At 72.6% G+C, this 19,295-nt stretch carries 15 protein-coding genes; 6 read left to right on the plus strand and 9 right to left on the minus strand.

What is annotated here, in order from left to right:
- Positions 1 to 8 precede the first annotated feature (8 nt).
- Entirely contained in the window at positions 9 to 2,897 is a 2,889-nt protein-coding gene (locus Cs7R123_RS02115; protein ID WP_212823026.1) for a BTAD domain-containing putative transcriptional regulator, read from the minus strand.
- A 216-nt stretch (positions 2,898 to 3,113) separates the two neighbouring features.
- Between Cs7R123_RS02115 and Cs7R123_RS02120 the strand changes: the two genes are divergently transcribed.
- Together Cs7R123_RS02120 and Cs7R123_RS02125 are read left to right on the plus strand one after the other, a co-directional pair.
- Positions 3,114 to 3,590, plus strand: coding sequence for a PLAT/LH2 domain-containing protein (locus Cs7R123_RS02120; RefSeq protein ID WP_212823027.1), 477 nt, complete (start codon positions 3,114 to 3,116; stop codon positions 3,588 to 3,590).
- A gap of 89 nt (positions 3,591 to 3,679) precedes the next feature.
- On the plus strand, positions 3,680 to 4,492 hold the full coding sequence (locus tag Cs7R123_RS02125; RefSeq protein WP_212823028.1) for a DUF2785 domain-containing protein: 813 nt from the start codon (positions 3,680 to 3,682) through the stop codon (positions 4,490 to 4,492).
- An 87-nt stretch (positions 4,493 to 4,579) separates the two neighbouring features.
- Here the strand turns inward: Cs7R123_RS02125 and rox are convergent, their stop codons facing one another.
- Entirely contained in the window at positions 4,580 to 6,007 is a 1,428-nt protein-coding gene (gene rox, locus Cs7R123_RS02130; RefSeq protein ID WP_212828754.1) for a rifampin monooxygenase, read from the minus strand.
- Positions 6,008 to 6,287: 280 nt separating this feature from the next.
- Between rox and Cs7R123_RS02135 the strand changes: the two genes are divergently transcribed.
- The 4 genes from Cs7R123_RS02135 (at position 6,288) to Cs7R123_RS02150 (ending at position 11,166) form a co-directional block, all read left to right on the plus strand.
- Positions 6,288 to 7,808 (plus strand): diguanylate cyclase, encoded by a 1,521-nt coding sequence (locus Cs7R123_RS02135; protein WP_212823029.1) that lies wholly within the window; start codon positions 6,288 to 6,290, stop codon positions 7,806 to 7,808.
- Between the two features lie 104 nt (positions 7,809 to 7,912).
- On the plus strand, positions 7,913 to 8,911 hold the full coding sequence (locus Cs7R123_RS02140) for a cellulose binding domain-containing protein (RefSeq protein WP_212823030.1): 999 nt from the start codon (positions 7,913 to 7,915) through the stop codon (positions 8,909 to 8,911).
- A 333-nt stretch (positions 8,912 to 9,244) separates the two neighbouring features.
- Positions 9,245 to 10,432: a polysaccharide lyase family 7 protein gene (locus Cs7R123_RS39890; RefSeq protein WP_244871550.1), complete on the plus strand. Its 1,188-nt coding sequence runs from the start codon at positions 9,245 to 9,247 to the stop codon at positions 10,430 to 10,432.
- Positions 10,433 to 10,551: 119 nt separating this feature from the next.
- Complete coding sequence (locus Cs7R123_RS02150; RefSeq protein WP_212823032.1) at positions 10,552 to 11,166, plus strand: hypothetical protein; 615 nt, start codon at positions 10,552 to 10,554, stop codon at positions 11,164 to 11,166.
- Between the two features lie 64 nt (positions 11,167 to 11,230).
- Here Cs7R123_RS02150 and Cs7R123_RS02155 read toward each other — a convergent pair whose 3' ends face one another.
- The 7 genes from Cs7R123_RS02155 to Cs7R123_RS02185 all read right to left on the minus strand — a co-directional run bounded on the left by Cs7R123_RS02155 (position 11,231) and on the right by Cs7R123_RS02185 (position 19,285).
- Complete coding sequence (locus tag Cs7R123_RS02155) at positions 11,231 to 12,829, minus strand: phosphonate degradation HD-domain oxygenase (protein WP_308442868.1); 1,599 nt, start codon at positions 12,827 to 12,829, stop codon at positions 11,231 to 11,233.
- Positions 12,830 to 12,972: 143 nt separating this feature from the next.
- Positions 12,973 to 13,635, minus strand: a complete 663-nt coding sequence (locus Cs7R123_RS02160) for a GntR family transcriptional regulator (protein ID WP_212823036.1) — start codon at positions 13,633 to 13,635, stop codon at positions 12,973 to 12,975.
- Positions 13,632 to 14,465 carry a DUF4438 domain-containing protein gene (locus Cs7R123_RS02165; protein ID WP_212823038.1) on the minus strand — a complete coding sequence of 278 codons (834 nt, stop codon included), beginning with the start codon at positions 14,463 to 14,465 and terminating at the stop codon, positions 13,632 to 13,634. Before Cs7R123_RS02165 ends, Cs7R123_RS02160 begins: the two co-directional genes overlap by 4 nt.
- Positions 14,462 to 15,313 carry a DUF4438 domain-containing protein gene (locus Cs7R123_RS02170; protein ID WP_212823039.1) on the minus strand — a complete coding sequence of 284 codons (852 nt, stop codon included), beginning with the start codon at positions 15,311 to 15,313 and terminating at the stop codon, positions 14,462 to 14,464. The genes Cs7R123_RS02165 and Cs7R123_RS02170 overlap by 4 nt, the downstream gene beginning before the upstream one ends.
- On the minus strand, positions 15,313 to 16,692 hold the full coding sequence (locus tag Cs7R123_RS02175; RefSeq protein WP_212823040.1) for a TldD/PmbA family protein: 1,380 nt from the start codon (positions 16,690 to 16,692) through the stop codon (positions 15,313 to 15,315). The genes Cs7R123_RS02170 and Cs7R123_RS02175 overlap by 1 nt, the downstream gene beginning before the upstream one ends.
- Positions 16,692 to 18,167 (minus strand): TldD/PmbA family protein, encoded by a 1,476-nt coding sequence (locus Cs7R123_RS02180; RefSeq protein ID WP_212823041.1) that lies wholly within the window; start codon positions 18,165 to 18,167, stop codon positions 16,692 to 16,694. Before Cs7R123_RS02180 ends, Cs7R123_RS02175 begins: the two co-directional genes overlap by 1 nt.
- The gene (locus Cs7R123_RS02185) at positions 18,164 to 19,285 is read right to left on the minus strand and encodes a Gfo/Idh/MocA family protein (protein WP_212823042.1); all 1,122 of its coding nucleotides are present in this window, start codon (positions 19,283 to 19,285) and stop codon (positions 18,164 to 18,166) included. Before Cs7R123_RS02185 ends, Cs7R123_RS02180 begins: the two co-directional genes overlap by 4 nt.
- Between the last annotated feature and the right edge of the window lie 10 nt (positions 19,286 to 19,295).

The raw sequence follows: 19,295 nt of genomic DNA on the forward strand, positions 1-19,295 counted from the left end.
TGCGGACCTCACGTGAGCACGAGCGGGTCGGTGCGCAGGGCGGGATCGGCGCGGCGCAGCCGTGCCCGGACCTGGTCGGCGTCGGGATGGCCGAGCTCGTCCAACGTGGTCAGCGCCCGCCGCCACGCCAACCGGGCCGCCTCGTGGTCGCCGGCCGTCCAGTGGGTCGCGGCCAGGTTGGCGTCGCTGGCCGCTCGTCCGTACTGGTCGCCGACCTGCTCGAACAGGGCGATCGCCCGCTGGTAGCACGTGACCGCGCGGGCGTGGCGCCCCAGCTGGTGGTGGGCATGGCCGAGGCTGTCCCAGGTGTCGGCCTCCCCCTGGCGGTCGCCGACGTCGCGGAGCAGTTCCAGCGCCTGCTCGCAGTAGGCCACCGCCTGCTCGTGGTCCCCGAGCAGGGTCAGCTTCCAGCCGATCATGTTCAACGTGTACGCCTGCCCGGCCGCGTTGCCGCCGCGCTCGAACTCCTCGCGGGCCTGCCGCGCGTGCCGCAGCGCGGCGTCCAGGTCGCCCTGGCGCTCGGTGAGCATCGACAGGTTGACCCGGGTGTGCCCGGCTCCGGACGGCTCGCCGAGGTCGGCGAAGAGCCGCAGCGCCCGGTCCAGGTGGCCGGCCGCCTGGCGGTCGCCGCCGAGCCGGAAGTAGGCCATGCCGAGCTCGCGGTGGCAGTGCGCCTGTCCGATCAGGTCGCCGCCGCGTTCGGCGGCCGCGAGGGCGGTCTCCTGGGTGGCCAGCCGGTCCGCCCACTGCCCGCGCCGGTCCAGGTCCCGGGCCATGCTCCAGGCCAGTTGCCAGGCGTGGGCCGGACGGCCGTGGCGGGCGGCATGCGTCACGGTGACGAGCAGACCGGCCCGTTCGGCCGCGAACCACGCCTGCGCCGCGGGCTCGCCGCCGATCTCCGGCAGGAAGGTGCCGGGTGCCGCCTCGGGCAGGTGCAGGGAGCTGAACGGCGGGTGCAGGGCGAGCGTTGCGGCGTAGGAGGTGTGCAGGTAGTGGTCGAGCAGGCGGGTGCGGGCCGCGTCGCGCCGGCCGGGATCGCCGATGCCGTCGGCGATGTCCACGGCGTAGGCGCGCAGCAGGTCGTGCAGGACGAACCGGTCCGGACCCGACGGAGTGAGCAGATTGGCGCCGACGAGTTCGGCGATGACCGGGTGTGTGCTCCGCAGCGGGAGCCCGAGCAGGCTCGCGGCGGCGCCGATGCCGAGGTCGGGGCCCGGGTGGAGGCCGAGCAGGGTGAACAGTTCCGCGGCCGGTGCGCTCAGCCCCCGGTAGGACCAGGAGAACACGGCCCGCAGGTCGGTGGCGGGGTCGCCGTCGCCGCGCAGGGTGTCGAGCACCCCCGCCGGGTCGGCGAGCTGATCGGCGAGCGCCGCGAGGCTCTGCTGCGGGCGGGTCGCGGCCAGCGCCGCGGCGATGGACAGTGCCAGCGGCAGCCCGCCGCAGCGGGCGGCGATCGCCTCCACCGCGGCGGGCTCGGCCGTGACGCGACGTGCGCCGAGCCGACCGTGCAGCAGCTCCTGGGCCTGCTCGTCGGTCATCGGGTGAAGGTCGACGGGCCGGGCGCCGTCGGTGGCGACGAGCCCGGTGAGCCGGTTGCGGCTGGTCACCAGCACCAGGCTGCCGGGCGCCCCGGGCAGCAGCGGGCGGACCTGCGCGACGTCGCGGGCGTTGTCGAGCAGCACCAGCATCCGCCGCCCGGCCAGCAGGCTGCGGTAGAGGCCGAGTTGCGCGTCGGTGCTGTGCGGCACGCGGGCCGCGGGCACACCCAGCGCGTCCAGGAACGCGCGGACCACAGCCGCAGCGTCCAGGACCGCGCCGTCGTCTGGGTCGAAGCCGCGCAGGTTGACATACAGGCTGCCGTCGGGGAACCGGTCCTTGACGCGGTGCGCCCAGCTCACGGCGAGAGCCGTCTTGCCGATACCGGCCGGGCCCGAGACGATCACGGCGGGCACCGGCGCGGCCGCGCCGTCGTCCGGCAGGGCCTCGCCGAGCCGGGCGAGTTCGCCCGCGCGTCCGGCGAACCCGGGCACCGGCGGCGGCAGCTGCGCGGGCAGTGGCCACGCGGACTGCTCCGGTGCGGCGGGCGGCGGTGCGACCGGGTCGGGCGGCGGGGTCGGTCCGGCGGGGGCCGACAGGTACGGGTCCTGGGCGAGGATCCGCCGGTGGACCTCGGCGAGCTGCGGTGACGGCTCGATGCCGTACTCGTCGGCGAAGATCGTCCTCACCTCGCGGAACACGGCGAGCGCCTCGGCCTGCCGGTCGGCCCGGTAGAGGGCGATCATCAACTGGCTCCAGAGGCGTTCCCGCTCGGGATGCGCACGGCACAGGGCCTCCAGGTCCGCGACCACGTCGGCGCCGGTGGCGAGGGCGGAGGTGATGCGCTCCTCGCTGATGCTCAGGCGCAGGCGGCGCAGGCGGTCGGCTGCGGCGGGGAGGGCGTCGCCGCCGTCGAACTCGGCGAACGCGTCGCCGCGCCACAGCCCGAGTGCCTCGCTGAGCAGCGCCGCGGCCTCCGCGTGGCGGCCGCCGGACGCGGCGTCGCGGCCGGTCTTCGCGAGCTGCTCGAAGCGGGTGGCGTCGAGGGCGTCGCGGTCGACCCGCAGCAGGTAGCCGGGTGCCGCGGTGACGAGCTCGACGTCTCCGGCCTGGGCCAGGGGCCCGAGCGCCGAGCGCAGGCGCGAGACGTAGGTGCGGATGGTCCGTTCGGCGTCGGCCGGAGCGTCGTCGGCCCAGACCTCCCGGGCCAGGGCGGCGACGCTGACCGTGCGTCCGGCCTGGGCGAGGAGCCGGGCGAGGACGGTGCGGATGTTCGGTCCGCCGACCTGGACCGGCTGCCCGTCGTGGCTGACCTCCAGCGGCCCGAGCACCCGGAAGGGGAGATTGTGCGGCGCTTGCATCGGCCCTCCTGTCAGGCCCATTCTGACCGCGGGGCGGGATCGGCGGCCACTGATATCGCGTACCGGACACAGTGGACGGTTTTCGGTGTCCGATCCCTGGTCGCGGCCCCCGGGCGGGGCGCTGTCGACGGACTGTCGACCGGTCGTCGACGGATCGTCGAAACAGGACCGCATCGTCGTCGGCAGGAACGAACCAGTCCGACCGACGGAGGAATCATGAACATCAGGGCAGCGCTCTCGGCGACCGCGATCGCGATCACCGCAGTGGTGACCTTCACCGGCCAGGCCGCCTCGGCCGCGCCGGCCACCCCGGCCGACACGCCCTCGGGCGTGGTCACCCTCGCGGGACCGGGGTACAACGTGACGGTGCGCACGGGCAACTTCTCGGGCGCGGGCACCGACGCGAACATCTACATCCGGGCGTACGGCCTGCTGGCCATCTCCTCGGAGAAGCAGCTCGACGACTCGCGCGACAACTTCGAGCGCAACTCCACCGAGACGTTCGGCGTGACGAGCTGGGCCGACCTGGGCCGCATCGACGGCATCGGGCTGCGCAAGGACGGCAGCGGGTCGGAGTGGTACCCGGAGTGGGTCAGCATCCAGAACCTGGTGACCGGGGCGGTGGCGTTCTGCTCGGTCTACACCTGGTACCCGGACGCGGCGGCGACGAACTACTACGCCTGCGCCAACTGACGGTGAACCGGGCCGGGTCCGGCCGCCGGGCGATCGCCCGGCGGCCGGCACGGGCGGCGGCTCCCGCAGGACACCGCTAAGCTCCCCCGGTGACCGACTGGCATGAGGTGATGGCGAACGACATGGCCGTCCCGGGCGACCGGCCGACGGCGGAACTCGTCGCCGAACTTTCCGGGATGCTGCGGGCCGCCGACCCGGCGATACGCGACCGGACGGCGTACTCGGTGGTGGCCACCTGGATCGGCCGCGGTGACCTGGACGCCCACCTGGTCGCGCTGGGCGACGAGATGGCGGCCCGGTTCGCCGACCCCGAGATCCAGGCCAGAACGTTCGCACCGCTCATCCTCGACTCGATAGTCAGCCGGGGCGTGTTCGCGCCGTCGTGGCTCGCCGCGTTCACCGCCTGGTATGCCGACGAACGCGACATCCGCGGCTACGACCCGCAGCTGGGCTGGCTGCACGCGGTCGCGCACGGAGCCGACCTGCTCGGCGCGTTCGGACTCGCGCCCCAGGTGGGCCCCGCGGAACTCGCCGGGCTGCTCGCCCTGGGCGCCCGCCGGATGCTGGCCCCCACCGACCACCTCTTCGCCGCCTGGGAGGACGACCGGCTCGCCGACGCCCTCGCCCGCGTCCTCACCCGGGCCGAGCTCGACCAGGCGCAGGCGCTTGGCTGGCTGGACCTGATCGTCGAGGAGCTGCGCGCGGCCGGTCGGCCGGTGCCGGTCCCGGCGCGGACCGTGAACACCATGCACACCCTGCGGATGCTGTACGTCCTGGTCGACCGCGGCAGACGCGGCTGGAACCCGGCCGACCCCGCCGAAGTGGCCCGTGTGCGCCATCGAGACGCCCTGCTCAGACGCTTGGCCGAGGTGCTCCGCCTGTCCGTCCAGGGCATCGGTTAGCCCCGCCCGGCGGCCACGGAGCGCCGCCAGCCCCAAGTGCTCGGCGACGCCCCGTGCGCGGCAGTCCTCGGCGCCGCACCCGTGGCGCTACGGCCGACCGGCCCGGCCGAACCAGCGGGCGAGGTGGCCGTCCAGGTCCTGCTGGTCGTCGCCGACCCAGGCCACGTGGCCGTCGGGGCGCAGCAGGACACACGGAGCGTCCAGCGCCGCGGTGGGGTCCGCGAGGTAGTCGACCCGGTCCGCCCAGCCGCCGACGGCCAGGCGCTCGGTGCGGTCCAGCAGCAGACCGCGCCCGCGGTGCAGCAGACCGTAGAGGCTGCCCTGCTTCACATCGAGGTCGCGCAGGCGGCGGCCGAGCAGGTCGGGGCCCGGGCCGAAGTCGTAGCGGACGCCGATCGCGGTGATCTTCTCGATCAGGTGGCGGTTCACCTGGTCGAAGTCCATCAGCTCGGTGAGCAGCCTGCGCACGGCCCGCGGGCCCGGTTCGTCGGACAGCAGCTCCATCTGGGCCCGGGTGTTGTCCAGCACGTCCGCGGCGACCGGATGGCGCTCGGCCTGGTACGTGTCCAGCAGTGCCTCCGGCGCCCAGCCGCGGACCTGCGCGGCCAGTTTCCAGCCGAGGTTGAACGCGTCCTGGACACCCAGGTTCAGGCCCTGGCCGCCGATGGGCGGATGGATGTGCGCCGCGTCTCCGGCCAGCAGCACCCGCCCGACCCGGTAACGGTCGGCCAGCCGGGTGGCATCCCCGAAGCGGGACAGCCAGCGCGGGGAGTGCGCGCCGAAATCGGTTCCGGCGATGGTGCGCAGCTGCTGCCTGAAGTCCTCCAGGGTGGGCGGCTCCGCACGATCGCTGACGCCCGCGGCGGGGACCACGACGCGGTAGACCCCCGCGCCGAAGGGCTGGAGGCTGAACCGCCTGTCGGTCCTGGCGATCTCGGCCGCCCTGGCGGCGATCTCCTCCTGCGGCACGCCCATCTCCAGCTCGCCCATCAGCGTCTCGGTCCGCGCCGGCTCGCCGGGGAAGCCGACGCCCAGCAGTCTGCGCACCGTGCTGCGGCCGCCGTCGCAGCCGACGAGATAGCGCGTACGCAGCTGTTCCCCGTCGGCCAGCCCGACGGTCACCCCGTCGTCGTCCTGTTCGAGCCCGGCCACCGTACAGCCGCGCCGGACCTGCGCGCCCAGTCGGATCGCGTGTTCTTCGAGCAGCGCGACGATGACCGGCTGCGGGATGCCCAGCAGATAGGCGTGCGCGGAATCCAGGCCCTCGGGCGCCGGCTTGTCGATGGCGGCGAAGAAGCCGCCGGCCGGACGGCGCCTTCCGCGTTCGAGCACGCGCTCCAGCAGCCCGCGCATCGCCATCAGCTCGATACTGCGAACATGCAGGCCGACTATGCGGACGAAGGACGCGGGCTCGGTGTCCTTCTCCAGGACGAGCACCCGTACATCGTGCAGCCGCAGCTCGGCGGCCAGCATCGCACCGGCCGGGCCGCACCCGGCAATGATCACGTCGAACATGGGGGACATAGGTGTTGCCTTTCGGGAGTGCCCTGTTGTCGGGGCGCTCCGGCGACACCTACGTCGTTCGCCCGACCGTGACGGCGAGGGGGAGCACCCACTTCGATCCAGCGTTCATGGGTCTCACCTCCTCAAGGCGTGTAGCGGTCAGCTGCAAGGTACAAGCCCGGCCATCATCCCGTCCAGTCCGCTTCCGGCTGGGCGAAACGGCATTCGAACCCATTCCTCCCGTATCATCACCTTCACGTCTCCTGCTCTCAGCGCCGGGTACAGTCAGATAATGAAACATGGCGTACGGGGTGATCCCGTCGCCGACGAATGGGTCCGCTTCCGGGAGCTGACGGTCGCGGGGCGGTCTGCCGAGGTCCTTCCGCTGGCGGACCGGATCGCGGCGGAGACCGGCGACCCGCGCAGGCGGGCCCAGGCCCACATCGAACGCCTCGCCGCCTTCTACAACATGGGCCACACCGATGCTCTCGCATCGCAGCTGGACGAGGTCGACGAACTGCTGCGCCAGACGCGGGACCCGCGGCTGCACGGCGAGTTCCACGTCCTGGCGGCCGCGGTCGCGGGCGAGCGGGGCGCACACGACATGGCGTTGCTGCACCTCGTCCACGCGGAGCGGGAGCTGCGCCGCATGGACGAGCTCACCCTGGGCGCCGTGGACGCGTGGAACGACCTGGCCGCCGTATACACGCAGCTGGGATACCACGCCGAAGCACTGACCGCGGCAGGGCAGTGCCGTCGCCTGTGCGCCCAGGCCGGCATCGCACCGGCAGAGGCCGCTTGCGTGATCACCTATGTGGGCGCCGCCGTCCACCTCGACCAGCGCGGGGACACCGCCGGCTGTGTCGAGGGACTGACCGCCCTCATCGGCTACAGCAGCCACTTCACCGGCGACCTTCCGGTGATGCAGCGCGTACCGCTGCGATACGCGGTGAAACGTCTGGCGGCCCTGGGCCACCGGGTCCGCCTCGACGTGCCGGAGGACACCGGCGTCGATGCCATCCTGGCGGACGTGAACGTCCTGGCCGAGGTCTGCGACGCCATCGCGGCGCGCCAGCCCGACCAGGCACTCTCGCTGCTCGATCAGACCCCGAACGCGATCGACGCCCTCGGCGTGGCAGAGCCGCTGCGGCTGCGGTCGATGGCGCTGACCCAGCGCGGCGACCACGCCGCGGCCCTCGACGCCGAGCGCAACGCCATCCGCGCGCTGTCCATCGAGGAACGGCAGCTGCGCACGCTCTTCCACAGCGGGGCGAGCGCCCGGCTCGACCAGGACCGGCTGCGGCGCATGGCCGCGCACTACGCCAGCCAGGCCAGCACCGATCCGCTGACGGGCCTGCCCAACCGGCGCCGGATCGACGAGCTCGCCGCCGAGCTGACCCGGCGCGGCGTGGACGCCGTCATCGGCATCCTCGACCTGGACGGCTTCAAGGCGGTCAACGACACCTACGGGCACAACTCCGGTGACGTCGTCCTGCAGCGGGTGGCCGGTGTGCTGGCCCGTACGATCCGACAGGGGGACCTGGTCGCCCGGCTGGGCGGTGACGAGTTCGTCGTCATCCTGCCGCGTACGACGCTTGCCGAAGCGGAGCAGACCGGCCGCCGGATGAGCAGGGCCCTGGCCGCCGAGGACTGGACCTCCATCGTGCCCGATACACCCGTCTCGGCCACGGTCGGCTGGGCCCGGCTGACGAACGACCCGGTGCAGAGTCTCGCCGCGGCGGACGACGCCCTCTACCGCACCAGGCGGCGGCGAGGCGCTGATCGCCTGAACGGCGGAGGCGCCCAGGCCTGAGCGACACCGCGAGCGCCGACGTCGCAGGGCCCGGACTGCCGGTGGTGTCCAACGGTGTCCAACCACACCGGGGTTCGCGGGTCCGGCCCTGCACGATCACCACCATGAACGCTCACAGCCTCCTGCGCCTGCTCGGCGCGGCCGCGGCCGTCGTGGTCACCGCCGCGATCACGGCCGGCCCGGCCGGCGCGGCCACGCCGCTGCCCACGCCCGGAACCCCGGTGGCCACCCAGGTCACGCAGACCAGCATCACGATCACCTGGGCGGCGTCCGCCGGCCCGGTGAAGGACTACACCATCCAGGTCATCGACGGCCCGCTGGTCCCGTGGTACGACCTGGCCCACAACGCGACCACGTCGTTCACCCACACCGGGCTCACCCCCGACAAGGTGTACGAGTACCGGATCATCGCCAACGCCCAGCCGAACTCGGGCTACACCACCAGCAGCCCGTCGGGCTACATCGCCGTGACCACGGCGCCGCTGCCCGATGCGGTGCCGCCCACCAAGCCGGCCACGCCGATCGCGTACTCCGTGAGCACGATCGCCGCGACCATCAACACGAACGGCTCCACCGACAACAACCGCGTCGCCGGCTACTGGGTGCAGCGCCAGGTCAACGGCGTGTGGACAGACTGGGCCACGAACAACATCGGCACCGTCTACCTGTACAACCTGACGCCGAGCACGACGTACACGGTGGTGGTGGTCGCCTTCGACCCCAACGGCAACCGGTCGGTGCGCTCGGACCCGGTCACCTTCACCACCCGGGCCGTCCAGCCCGCACCGACCTGCCGGTCCTCCATCATCAGCTACGGCACGCAGTTCAACGTGACCGTGACCGTGGAGAACATGACGGCATCGACGGTGCTGCAGAACTGGACGGTCACGTTCACGCTGCCGACCGCGGAGACGCTCGGCGGCGCCTTCAACGCGACGGTGACCCGCGCCGGCGACCAGGCGACCGCGACCCCGGCGTTCTACATCGCCACCATCAACCCGGGCGGAGCCGCCACGTTCGGATTCGGCGTGACGGCGCCCGCCGGCTCGCCGCCGCCGAGCCGCTTCGTGCTCAACGGCACCGTCCCCTGCACGACGGCCTGATCCGAACCGGCGTTCAGCGCCCGACCACCGGAAGCGGCGATTCTCGCGAAATCGCCGCTTCCGGACCCGTCGCTGTCGGCGTACGCCCGCAGCGCGATGTTCCGCCGTCCACATATGTGGATCGAATGTTCCAGGGTGATGGGATTGGCAGATGTCGACACCTTGACAGGTAGATGGCTCCACCTATTATCAGTTAGGTAACTTTCCTATCTGGTCGCGTACCTCTCCGCCGCTCGCAGCGCGATCAGGCGTCCAGTTCATCGATGACGGCCGGTCGCGGCAACCCGCGCCCATGTCGGTCGAGCAGGAGGATCTATGATGTTGCGCAGCTCAATGCCCTCAGGGCGTAGGACGTCACGCGGTACGCGGGCGAGGCGCTGGGGCGCGGGACTCGCCGTCGCCGTCATCGCCACGGTCGTACCGGCCGCCCCCGCCGCCGCCGCGGCCACCCGCTACGAGGCCGAGAACGCCACGATCTCCCAGGGCATCCTGGAGACGCTGCACCCGGGCTACTCCGGCACCGGCTACGTCAACGCCGACAACGTGGTGGGCAGCTACGTCGAGTTCACCGTCACCGCCGCCAGCGCGGGCACCGCCACCATCACCATCCGGTACGCCAACGGCACGAGCGTGGACCGGCCGTCGACCGTGGCTGTCAACGGCAGCACGGTGGCCGCCGGGCTGTCGTTCCCGGCCACCGCCGACTGGGACACCTGGGCCGACCGGACCGTCACCGCGCCGGTCAACGCCGGCACCAACAAGGTGCGCATCACGGCGACCACCGCCAACGGACCGGCCAACATCGACTTCATCGACGTCGACGTCACCGGCCTGAACCCGAACGTCTCCCCCGGCGGCAACTTCGACCTGTCCGTATGGTCGCTCCAGCTGCCGATCGGCTCACCTGGCTCGCCCACCACGATCCCTCCGGCACAGCTCAAGGGCCCGACCGGATACGCCAACCCGACCTACTTCTGGACCGACAAGAACGACGGCTCGATGACCTTCTGGGACCCCGAAGCGGGCGTCACCACACCGAACTCGAACTACGCGCGCACCGAACTGCGGGAGATGAACCCGAACGGCAGCGCCGCCGACTGGGCCCTGACCGGGACCCACCGGCTGAGCGCACGGCTGCGCGTCGTCTCGGTGACCAAGAACGTCTGCGTGGGACAGGTCCACCTCGGCTCGGGCGGGACGTCCACCAAGCCGCTGCTCGAGCTCTACTACGCGCCCAACGGCAACATCACCCTGGGCACCGAGAACTCCCCCGACGGCGGGCAGACCCTGCACCCGGTCGGCAACGTGCCCCTGGGCACGCAGTGGAGCTACGTGATCGCGATCTCCGGCGGCAGCATCAACCTGACGATCAACGGCAGCACGACGAGCTACCCGATCCCCTCGTCGTTCAACCAGTACCACCAGTACTTCAAAGCCGGTGACTACAACCAGTCGTCGTCGACCAGCACCAGCAACGGCGCGAAGGTGAAGTTCTACGCGCTGAGCGTCACCCACGGCTAGGCCCCCGGCCGGGGGCGCCGAGCAGTGACGGCCCTGCGATCCCGCGTCGGCGGGACCGCAGGGCCGTGACCGTACGCGGTCAGCTGTCGGTCAGCGGCGCGCCGGGGTAGCATCCGCGAGTGTTTTTCGGCGCCAGGAACAAGGTCGACAAGTACTGCGATCAACTTGAGGCGGCCGACGACCCGGCCGCCTTCGAGCAGGCTGCCCTGGGCCTGTGGACCGCCGCGCAGAAGGCCTCGCCGCGCGACGTCACCGCCGCGCTCGAACGGTGCGCCTGGCTGCTGAGCGGGCTGAGCGTCGGCTCCGGCGGCCGGTTCTCGATCCTGTGCGGGGCTCTGGTCGAGCTCGGGGCGCAGCCCGACGCACTGGTCACTCCGGTCGCCGACGGCCTGCTCCGGTCGCTTCAGCAGGCCGGGCGGTTCCGCGACGCCTGGAACAGGGCCGGTGCCGGGCAGAAGCTGCCGGATCCGGAGGCGGCCGACGACCACCTGAAGAGCGCTGTCACGCGGCTGGCGCCGCTGCTCGGCGGGGAGGGCGCCTACCGGGCCGCGGAGGGATGGTTCAGCGTCACCAACTGGGCCAGACCGGCGACGGCGCTGCTGCGGGCGGCACCCGAGCTGTGGGTGCCGCATCCGCGCCGGGCCGAGCTCGTCGCCGCGGTCGCCGCCCTGGTCGCGGACGTCCCCGACCTCGATGACGTGCTCGAACTGCTGAGCGGCCCCGACCGGCGTTAGGTGGCACGGGCGCCGCGGCCGGACGGCGCGGACCGCGCCGGATTCCGCGCCGCCGAACGCAGGGTCACCGGCGCAGCACGCGGGCGAGGATCGGCCTGAAGTGTCCGAACTCCGGCACGGCTGCGGCGGGGTCCTTGGCGGCGTCGTCCCAGCGGCGTACCGCGACGGCGTCGGCGGCCCCGGGCCGCGCCTCGAACGCGGCGGTCTCCGCCGCAGTCATCGGGCCGCCCTGCACGGTCAGCGTGTACTCGGAGGCGGCCGACAGCTGCTCGCGGTAGCCCGGCTCGACCGCGCACAGGTACCGCTTGGCCGCCACGTGCAGTCGGATCGGTTCGGTGACCGGCTCCGGGAACCACGCGGCCAGCCAGTCCGCGCCCGTGTGGCTGTGCCGGTTGTCGACCCCGGCCATCAGGTCGCCGCCGCCGACCTCGCCGACGAAGTGGCCGACGTCGTGCAGCAGCGCGGCCGCGACCAGCGCGTCGGGCGCGCCTGCGGCTTCGGCCAGCGACGCCGTCTGGAGCATGTGCGCGGCCTGCGACACGGCCTCGCCCAGGTAGTCGGCGGCACCCGGCCCCGCGAACAGGTCGGCGAGCTGGTCGAGTGGCGCCTGGCGGCGCAGGACCGCCCGCCGGCTGGCCACCGCGTCCAGGTCCGCGTAGCACCCCTGCAGGTGCCGGGCGCCGCCTTCGGCGAAGGCGGTGCGGGCGTGCAGCATGCGGGTGTTGTCGAAGACGAGGCAGTCCCCCGGTTCCAGCCGGAAGTCCAGGCGCCCCTGCGGCCGGGCGATGATCTCGGCGAACGTCCGGTACGCGGCGTAGAACGCGCTCACCTCGGCGTGCGGCGCGCGCAGCGGCTGGGTCGACCGGTTGTTGAACCGGATCTCACAGACGCGCCCGGCGGGGTCGACACCGATCAGCGGCCTGCTGGCGGAGAGGTCCGTGTCGGCATCGGCGTAACGGAAGGTGACGGGGGTCCGGGTCAGCACGGCGAACGCCTCGGGCTCCTCCGCCCGCAGGACGGCCGCTGCGGCGAACCCGTCGACCAGCCCGGAGTCCCCGCCGTCGGCGGCGTTGACCAGGCAGTGCAGCAGTTGGACGGTCGGCACCGGGTCCCGGTAGGGGTTGTCGGTGTGCGGGGTGATCTCGCGGCCGGTGAACGCCAGGTTCGTCGCATCGGCCTCGACGCGGACGTCGAACAGGCGGCCGTAGTTCGTCTCCCGGACGTAGCCGAACTCCGCGGCGGCCTCCAGGACCGCCCCCTCGACGACCGGCACGCCGCGCAGCAGCACGAACCCTCGCCGCAGCAGGGCATCCAGCGCCCCGGCGCGGTCCTGCCGGAAGTCCTCCCACGCGACCTCGACCAGCCCGGCCCCGAACTCCTTGCCCGCCTCGGTGCGCTCATCGGCGGTCACCGGTGCGAGCAGCCAGCCGCGCGGGAAGCGGGACACGTGCCCGTCCGGGGCGAAGGTGACGGCCACCTCGCAGCCGTCGTCGGCCACGTCGGCGATGCTCAGGTCGGCGGGCAGGTCCGTGATGCCGAACAGTTTCTGGCCGCTCACCGGGTCGGCGCACGCGGGGCAGCGGCAGTTGTCGCGCAGCCACACGGCCGGCAGTTCATGATCATCAAGGCGAAGGGTCGTCGATCCGGCCGGCATGGCAGCCATGGTGGCAACGCACCGCGACCGGCCGCAACCCGTCCGCCGCGTTGTTCACCAAGCGTTCGCGTCCGCGGAGGGCGCCCCCCAGGTGCCGACGGCGGCAGCGGCCAGGGCCGTCGCCGGGGCACCACGGGCAGGGCCGGCATGGCTCAGTCGGTCAGGATCCCCGCCTGCGCCATGCCGTCGACCGCTCCGAGGTAGTGCTCCTCCAGCGCTTGGACCATCTCGTCGATGCCGCCCTTGCCGAAGACGTCCACGACCAGCTGGTGGCGGCGTACGGTTTCGACTAGGTCGATGTGCTGGCGGTCGATGGAGGAGCGCATGAGTGCCCCCATCTGCGCGTCCAGTGTCCGCCACAGTGAGCCGAGCCGGTTGCGGCCGGACGCGTCGATGATGCAGGCGTGGAACTCCGTATCAAGGTCGATCATCGAGGCCACGTCGCCTTCCCGCGCGGCAGCGCCCATGCGGGCGACCACCGCCTGCATCTTGGCGACCATCTCCTGCCGCTCGCCGACGCTGCGGGCAGCGCCGGCCTCGAGCACGTAGCGTGCGTAGCAGGCGTCGCGGATGTCTTCGTACGCCATCCGCGTGACGACGCTGTGCCGCCTCGGCGAGATGTCGACCAGCCCGTCGAAGGACAGCTGGCGCAGCGCTTCCCGGATCGTGGAGCGGCTGACACCGAGTTCCTCGGCGAGGTTGGTCTCGATGAGTCGCTGCCCGGCGGGCAGCTCGTTGTTGAGGATCCGCCGGCGCAGCAGCAGATAGACGTTTTCCGGCAGGGACCGGTGCACCACGGTCGCTGGATTCGTCATGGCCGGAAGTGTAGGCGGTCGAGGGTGAGCTGTGGAGCCGCGTCGCCGGTGAGCGAGACGGGCAGGTTGGCGGCCGGCGCGCACAGGATCGGCATGAGGCCGGGTCCGTGACCGGGCAGCGGGCTGCCGCCGTGCACGATCAGTCCGACAGTCCGGTATCCGCCCCGGTATCCGGTGTTGTGCCGCACGTCGAGGTCGTCGACGGCGACGAGGTCGCCCAGCCGCAGCCCGGCCGCCTCCGGGTCGTCCGGGGTGAGCTGGAGGTCGATGTCCCACATCTGCGCCGGGCGGCCGATGCCGTTGCCGGCGACCCGCGACGGGAACACGGCCCGCACCGTGGCGTGGACCTGCCCGTCGCCGATCACCAGGGGCAGCAGGTCCAACGCGTCCGGGTCGGCGTTGAGCAGGTGCACGCCGGGCAGCTCGGCGCCCTGTCCCCGGCCGCGCACGACGATCGTGTCGCCGGGCACGAGCTGTGCCAGCGTCTCGTCGTCGAAGACGACGATGACACGGCCCTGCTCGCCGCGCTTGCCCAGCACGAAGCCCGGAGCGCCCGCCGCGGCGCCGGTGCGGACCATGGCACGGTTGCCGAAGCACGCGAAGGCGGTCAGCGCGTGCCGGGCCGACTGGTCGGCGTGGCTGAGGGTGACTCCGGGGGCCACGTGGTCGGCGTCGTGGTCGAAGACGCCGTCGCCGATGTGGACGCCGAGCACGACGCCGCAGTCGCCCAGCGGCACGTACGGATGTCCGTCGGCGTCGACGAGGTATGGCGTCGACGGCATGGTGGGGGTCTCCACCACGCCGGTCAGGTTCACCGCGATCGGTGTCACAGGATTCCTCCCAGGCAGGCGTCGGGGTCGTCGACGAGATGGAACGCGTCGGCGGGACCGGTCAGGATGGTGCTCGGCCCCGGGCCGTGGCCGAACAGGCGGCAGTGGCCGGTGCTGATCACACCGATGGCCAGATGGCCGCGCCGGTAGCCGCGGCCGAAGCGGTGGTCGGCGTCCTCGATCGCGACGATGTCGCCGATGCGCAGGCGCTCCAGGCCCAGGGACAGGTCGTCCCCCTGCCCGGCGTAGGCGCCCATGAGGTCGGTGTTGGCGAATTCGGAGACCATGCCCGCACCCGCGCCGACTGCCGAAGCCGGGACCCGGGCGGCCACGCCGACCTCCAGCCGTCCGTCGGCACGGGTCCGCACGGGAAGCCGGGTCAGCAGGTCGGGATCGAGGTTCTTGGCCACGACCGCCGGGTGGTCCAGCAGCCTGAGGCCCTGGCCGCGGGCGGCGACGGTGACCTGGTCGCCGGTGCTGACCTCGGCGAGGTCGGCCTCGGCCAGGTCGACCAGCACGTAGGCGTGCTGGCCGATGACCTTGCCCTGCCGCCCGGCGGCCGGTCCGGTCCGGACCGTGACGATGTTGCCGACGCAGCTGAGGAACTGCAGCGCCATGTTGGCGCCTTCGCCGCGGGCGCGGACCGACAGGCCCGGTTCGAGATGGTCGGCGGCGTAGCCGGTCGCCGGGTCGCCCGGGTGCACGCCGAGTGTCACCCCGCCCATGCCGGGCAGCAGGAACGGCTGCCCGTCGGCGTCGACCCGGTAGCCGTGCCGGTCGGCCAGCGCCGGCCACACCTCGCCGGCGAGGATCTGGGTGACCAGGCGGTCCGCGTTGGTTCGTATCATCACTGCTCCTCGATCGCGGCCGAGCCGAAGCGGAACCCGTGCCCGCGTACGGCGGGCGCGGTGACCGCGCCGTTCCACACGTTCATGACCGGCTGCGAGCGGCGGGCTGACCCGACGGCGTCGACGGTGGCGAGGAAGTCGAGGACCGAGTGGGTGAACCGGGCGCCGGCGACCGGTTCGGCGAGCCTGCCGTCGCGGATCAGGAAGCAGCCGTCGCGGCTGACGCCGGTGATGGTGCCGGTCAGGCGGTCGACCAGCCGGGTGTACCAGAACCGCTGCACGTAGACGCCGTGCTCGACGCCGGCGATGAGGTCGGCCTCGGTGGCGTCGCCGGGGGCCATGACGACGTTCGCGGCGACCGGGGCGGGAGCCTGTTCGCGGGCGATGTGGGCATGGCCGGTGGAGGCGGTGCCGAGGAGGGCGGCGGTGGCGAGATCGGTCACCGCCTGTCCGACGACACCGCGGTCCAGCAGCGGGACACGCCGCTTGGGTGTTCCCTCCATGTCGAAGCCGATGGGCAGCCCGATCGTGGCGGTGGCGTCGTCGGCGACGGTGACCAGCGGCGAGGCGACCCGCTCGCCGCGCCGCCGGGCGACGAGCCCGACGCCGGCGGCGGCCAGCTCGCCGGAGAAGCCGACGTCCTCCAGGAACGTCAGCAGTTCCCCGACTGCTTGCGGGCCGAGCACGACGGTGTGCCGTCCGTCCGGGACCGGGACGCGGCCCTGGCCCGCGACCGCCTCGCCGATCGTGCGGTCGGCGGCGGCCGCGAGGCCGAGGGCGCCGCTGGAGCGGTGCAGGTCGACCCAGTGGGAGGTGCCGTCGGCGACCGCTGCGGTCAGCGAGCCGAGTGCCTCGGTGGCCACGGCGTGGTGGGCGGCGCCGGTGGAGGCGACGACGGCGATCTGGGTGATCGCCCGGCCGAACATGCCGGCGGCGGTGCCGCCTGCGGCAGCGGCCGCGCGCATGGTCTGACCGGCGGCGACTGCCCGCGCGCCGGCGTCGAACGCCGCGGTGTCGTCGTGCCACAGCGCCACCTGGGGCAGTGGCGCCGGCTCGGAGGTCCGGGCCGTGCCGGGGGCGGCGCCCGGCCTGCGGGCCATGGCTCGGGCGGCCTCGGTGGCCTTGCCCACGGCGGCCGCCAGGCCGCCCAGGGTGCCGACCGCGGCGCGCGCGGCGTGTCCGTCGACGATGGCACGGACCGTGTACTGGGTTTCGATGATGTCCTGCGGCTGGTGGATCCGGCCGTCGGCGAACCGGGTGTACTGCCCGGCCCGGCCCAGCAGGGTGATCTCGACAGCGTCGGCGGTGCCCGACGCCGCGGCCGTGCCGAGCCGGTCGAGCAGGCCGTCGAGGGACACCGGTGGGTGGAAGGCGGTCATCAGGCCACTCCGATCCGCAGGTCGCGTACCAGCATCGGGCTGGCGCCGTGGCTGAGGAAGCCCCATTGCTTGGGTTCGCCCTTGCCGCAGGGGTAGCCGAAGGAGCGGAACTCCGACGGCCCGGCCACGGCCTCGACCGAGCCCCAGAACTGCGGCGTCACACCGCCGTAGGAGAAGTTGCGCAGCAGCCGGCCGCGGCGTCCGCGTTTGACCTCGTAGGCGACCTCGGTGCCGAACTGGAAGTTGAGCCGCTGGTTGTCGATGGACCAGCTGCGGTTGTCGTCGATGTAGTAGCCGTCGCCCATCCGGTCGAGCAGGTCGTCGAGGCTGCCGCCGTCGCCGGGTTCCAGGAAGACGTGGGTGGAGAAGCACACCGGCAGGTAGGCCCAGCCGTCGGAGCGGGCGGCGCCGGTCAGGGCCAGGCCCGAGCGGGCGGCGGAGTCGCGGGTGGACAGGGTGTTGGCCACGATGCCGCGGTCGATGAGGGCGGCCCGGCGGGACGGCGTGCCCTCGTCGTCGAAGGCGAAGCTGCCGCGGGTGCCGGGCACGGTCGGGTCCGACGCGATCGTGACCGCGGCCGAGCCGTAGCGCAGCGAGCCGACGTCGGCGGCCCTGATGAACGAGGTTCCGGCGTAGTTGGCCTCGTCGCCGAGGATCCGGTCGAGCTCCAGCGCGTGCCCGGCCGATTCGTGGATCTGGAGCGAGACCTGCTGGGCGCCGATGACGACGTCGGCGAATCCGCGGGGGGCGGCCGGCGCGGTCAGCAGCGCGACGGCCTCCTCCCCCACCCGGGCGGCGTTGTCGTGCATGGCCAGGCTCGCCAGGTATTCCCAGCCCGCTCCGGCGGTGTTGCCGTGGAAGGAGTTGGGGTAGCTGCGCCGCTGTACGTCGCCGTGCCCGGCGGCGGTCACCACCAGCATCGCGCCGGTCTCCAGCAAGTGCTGGTGCTGGCGTGAGCCTTCGGTGTCGGCGTAGTGCCGGTGCTGGCGCTTCGCGTTGATCCCGGCCTGCCCGGCCGCGACCAGCGCGGGCGCGCCTGCCTCCGCCAGCCAGCCGGCCAGCAGGCCGTGCCGGGTCGCGGTGTCGACGGCGAACGGGTCCTGGCCGACCTCCGTGGCGTAGCGTCCGCTGGACGGCTCGCGGGCAGGCAGGTCCACCCGTCTGCCGATGCCGGACATGGCCAGCGCGTCGGCGTGCGCCGCGCGGGCGGCGAGAGCGGCGTCGCCGACGGCGGTCAGCGGCCGGGCGGCGAAACCCCACTGGCCGTCGACGAGGACGCGCACGCCGATGCCGATGTTCTGCTCGATGCGCTCGTCGGGGTCGGCGCCGAGTTGGGCGTAGGAGCGCAGCTCCTCGCATTCGATGAGCCGGGCGTCGGCGAACTGGACCCGCCCGGCGAGGGTGTCCAGTGCCGTTTCCAGGATGGCGCGGGCTGCGGCGTCGTCGGCCAGCGTGCCCCAGTCGTGGGCGCTCACGCCTGCTCCAGCGGGAAGGAGGTCCAGGCCCGGTCGCGGAAGGACTTCTCGAACGCGTTGATGGTCTCCTGCACCAGGGCGCCCTGGGCGAAGTCGCCCTGGTTGGCGTCGGTGCCGGAGAGGATCTCGGTGGCGAAGTCGGCGCAGAGGTTGGAGTAGAACAGGAAGTCCCACGGTTCGCGGGAGTGTCCGCCTTCGGGGAAGAACTGCTGGGGGATCTCGCGTTCGACGAACTCGACCGAGTCCTTGGTGGCGGTCTTGATGGTCTGGCAGATGCCGAATTCCTCGACCAGCCGCACGATGATGGCGCCTTCGGAGCCGAAGATGCGGGCCTCGATACCGGGGAAGTTGCCGACGGTCACGTAGGAGGACTGGATCGAGGCCAGGACGCCGTTGTCGAACTCGGCGATCCACATGTCGCCGTCGTCGATGTTGAGGCGCTGCATGGCGCCGGTGGCGCGGACGACGCGTTGGGGTACGAAGTTGCGCATGGTGCCGACGACGGAGGTCAGGTTGCCGCCGCTCCACTCGTGCATGATGTCGATGATCGGGGCGCCGTAGCCCTCGATCGACGAGGTGACCAGCACGTTCGGGTCGGCGTCCGGGTCGACCTGGCGCATCGGGGTGGCGGGGTCGATCCACTGGCTGTTCTGCTCGTAGCCGTTGAAGATGTAGGGCGTGCCGACGAACCCGGCGTCGATGAGGCTCTTGGCGTACTGGACCGCGGGCGCGTAGCGGAACGTGAAGCCGAGCTTGGTCTTCAGGCCCTTGCTGCGGGCGAGTTCAGCCAGGGCGCGGGTCTGCCGGTTGTCGTGGTGGACGGGCTTCTCGCACAGGACGTGCTTGCCCGCGTCGAGGGCGGCTGCGGAGATCTCGAAGTGGGCGTGGTTGGCGGTGGCCACGTCGATCACGTCGATGTCGGGTGCGTCGAGCAGCTCGCGGTAGTCGGTGACCAGGCGGTCGACGCCGAAGTCGGCGCCGGCCTGGGCGAGGATGGCCGGGTCGGTGTCGGACAGGGCCACGACCTCGACGCGGGGGTCACGCTGCCAGCCGGGGATGTGGGCGCGCTGGGCCCAGCGGCCCGCACCGACGACGGCTACTCGCAGCTTGTCACTCATGGGGGTTCCT

Origin of the sequence: Catellatospora sp. TT07R-123 (genome assembly GCF_018327705.1) — a bacterium.
Taxonomy (GTDB): Bacteria; Actinomycetota; Actinomycetes; order Mycobacteriales; family Micromonosporaceae; genus Catellatospora.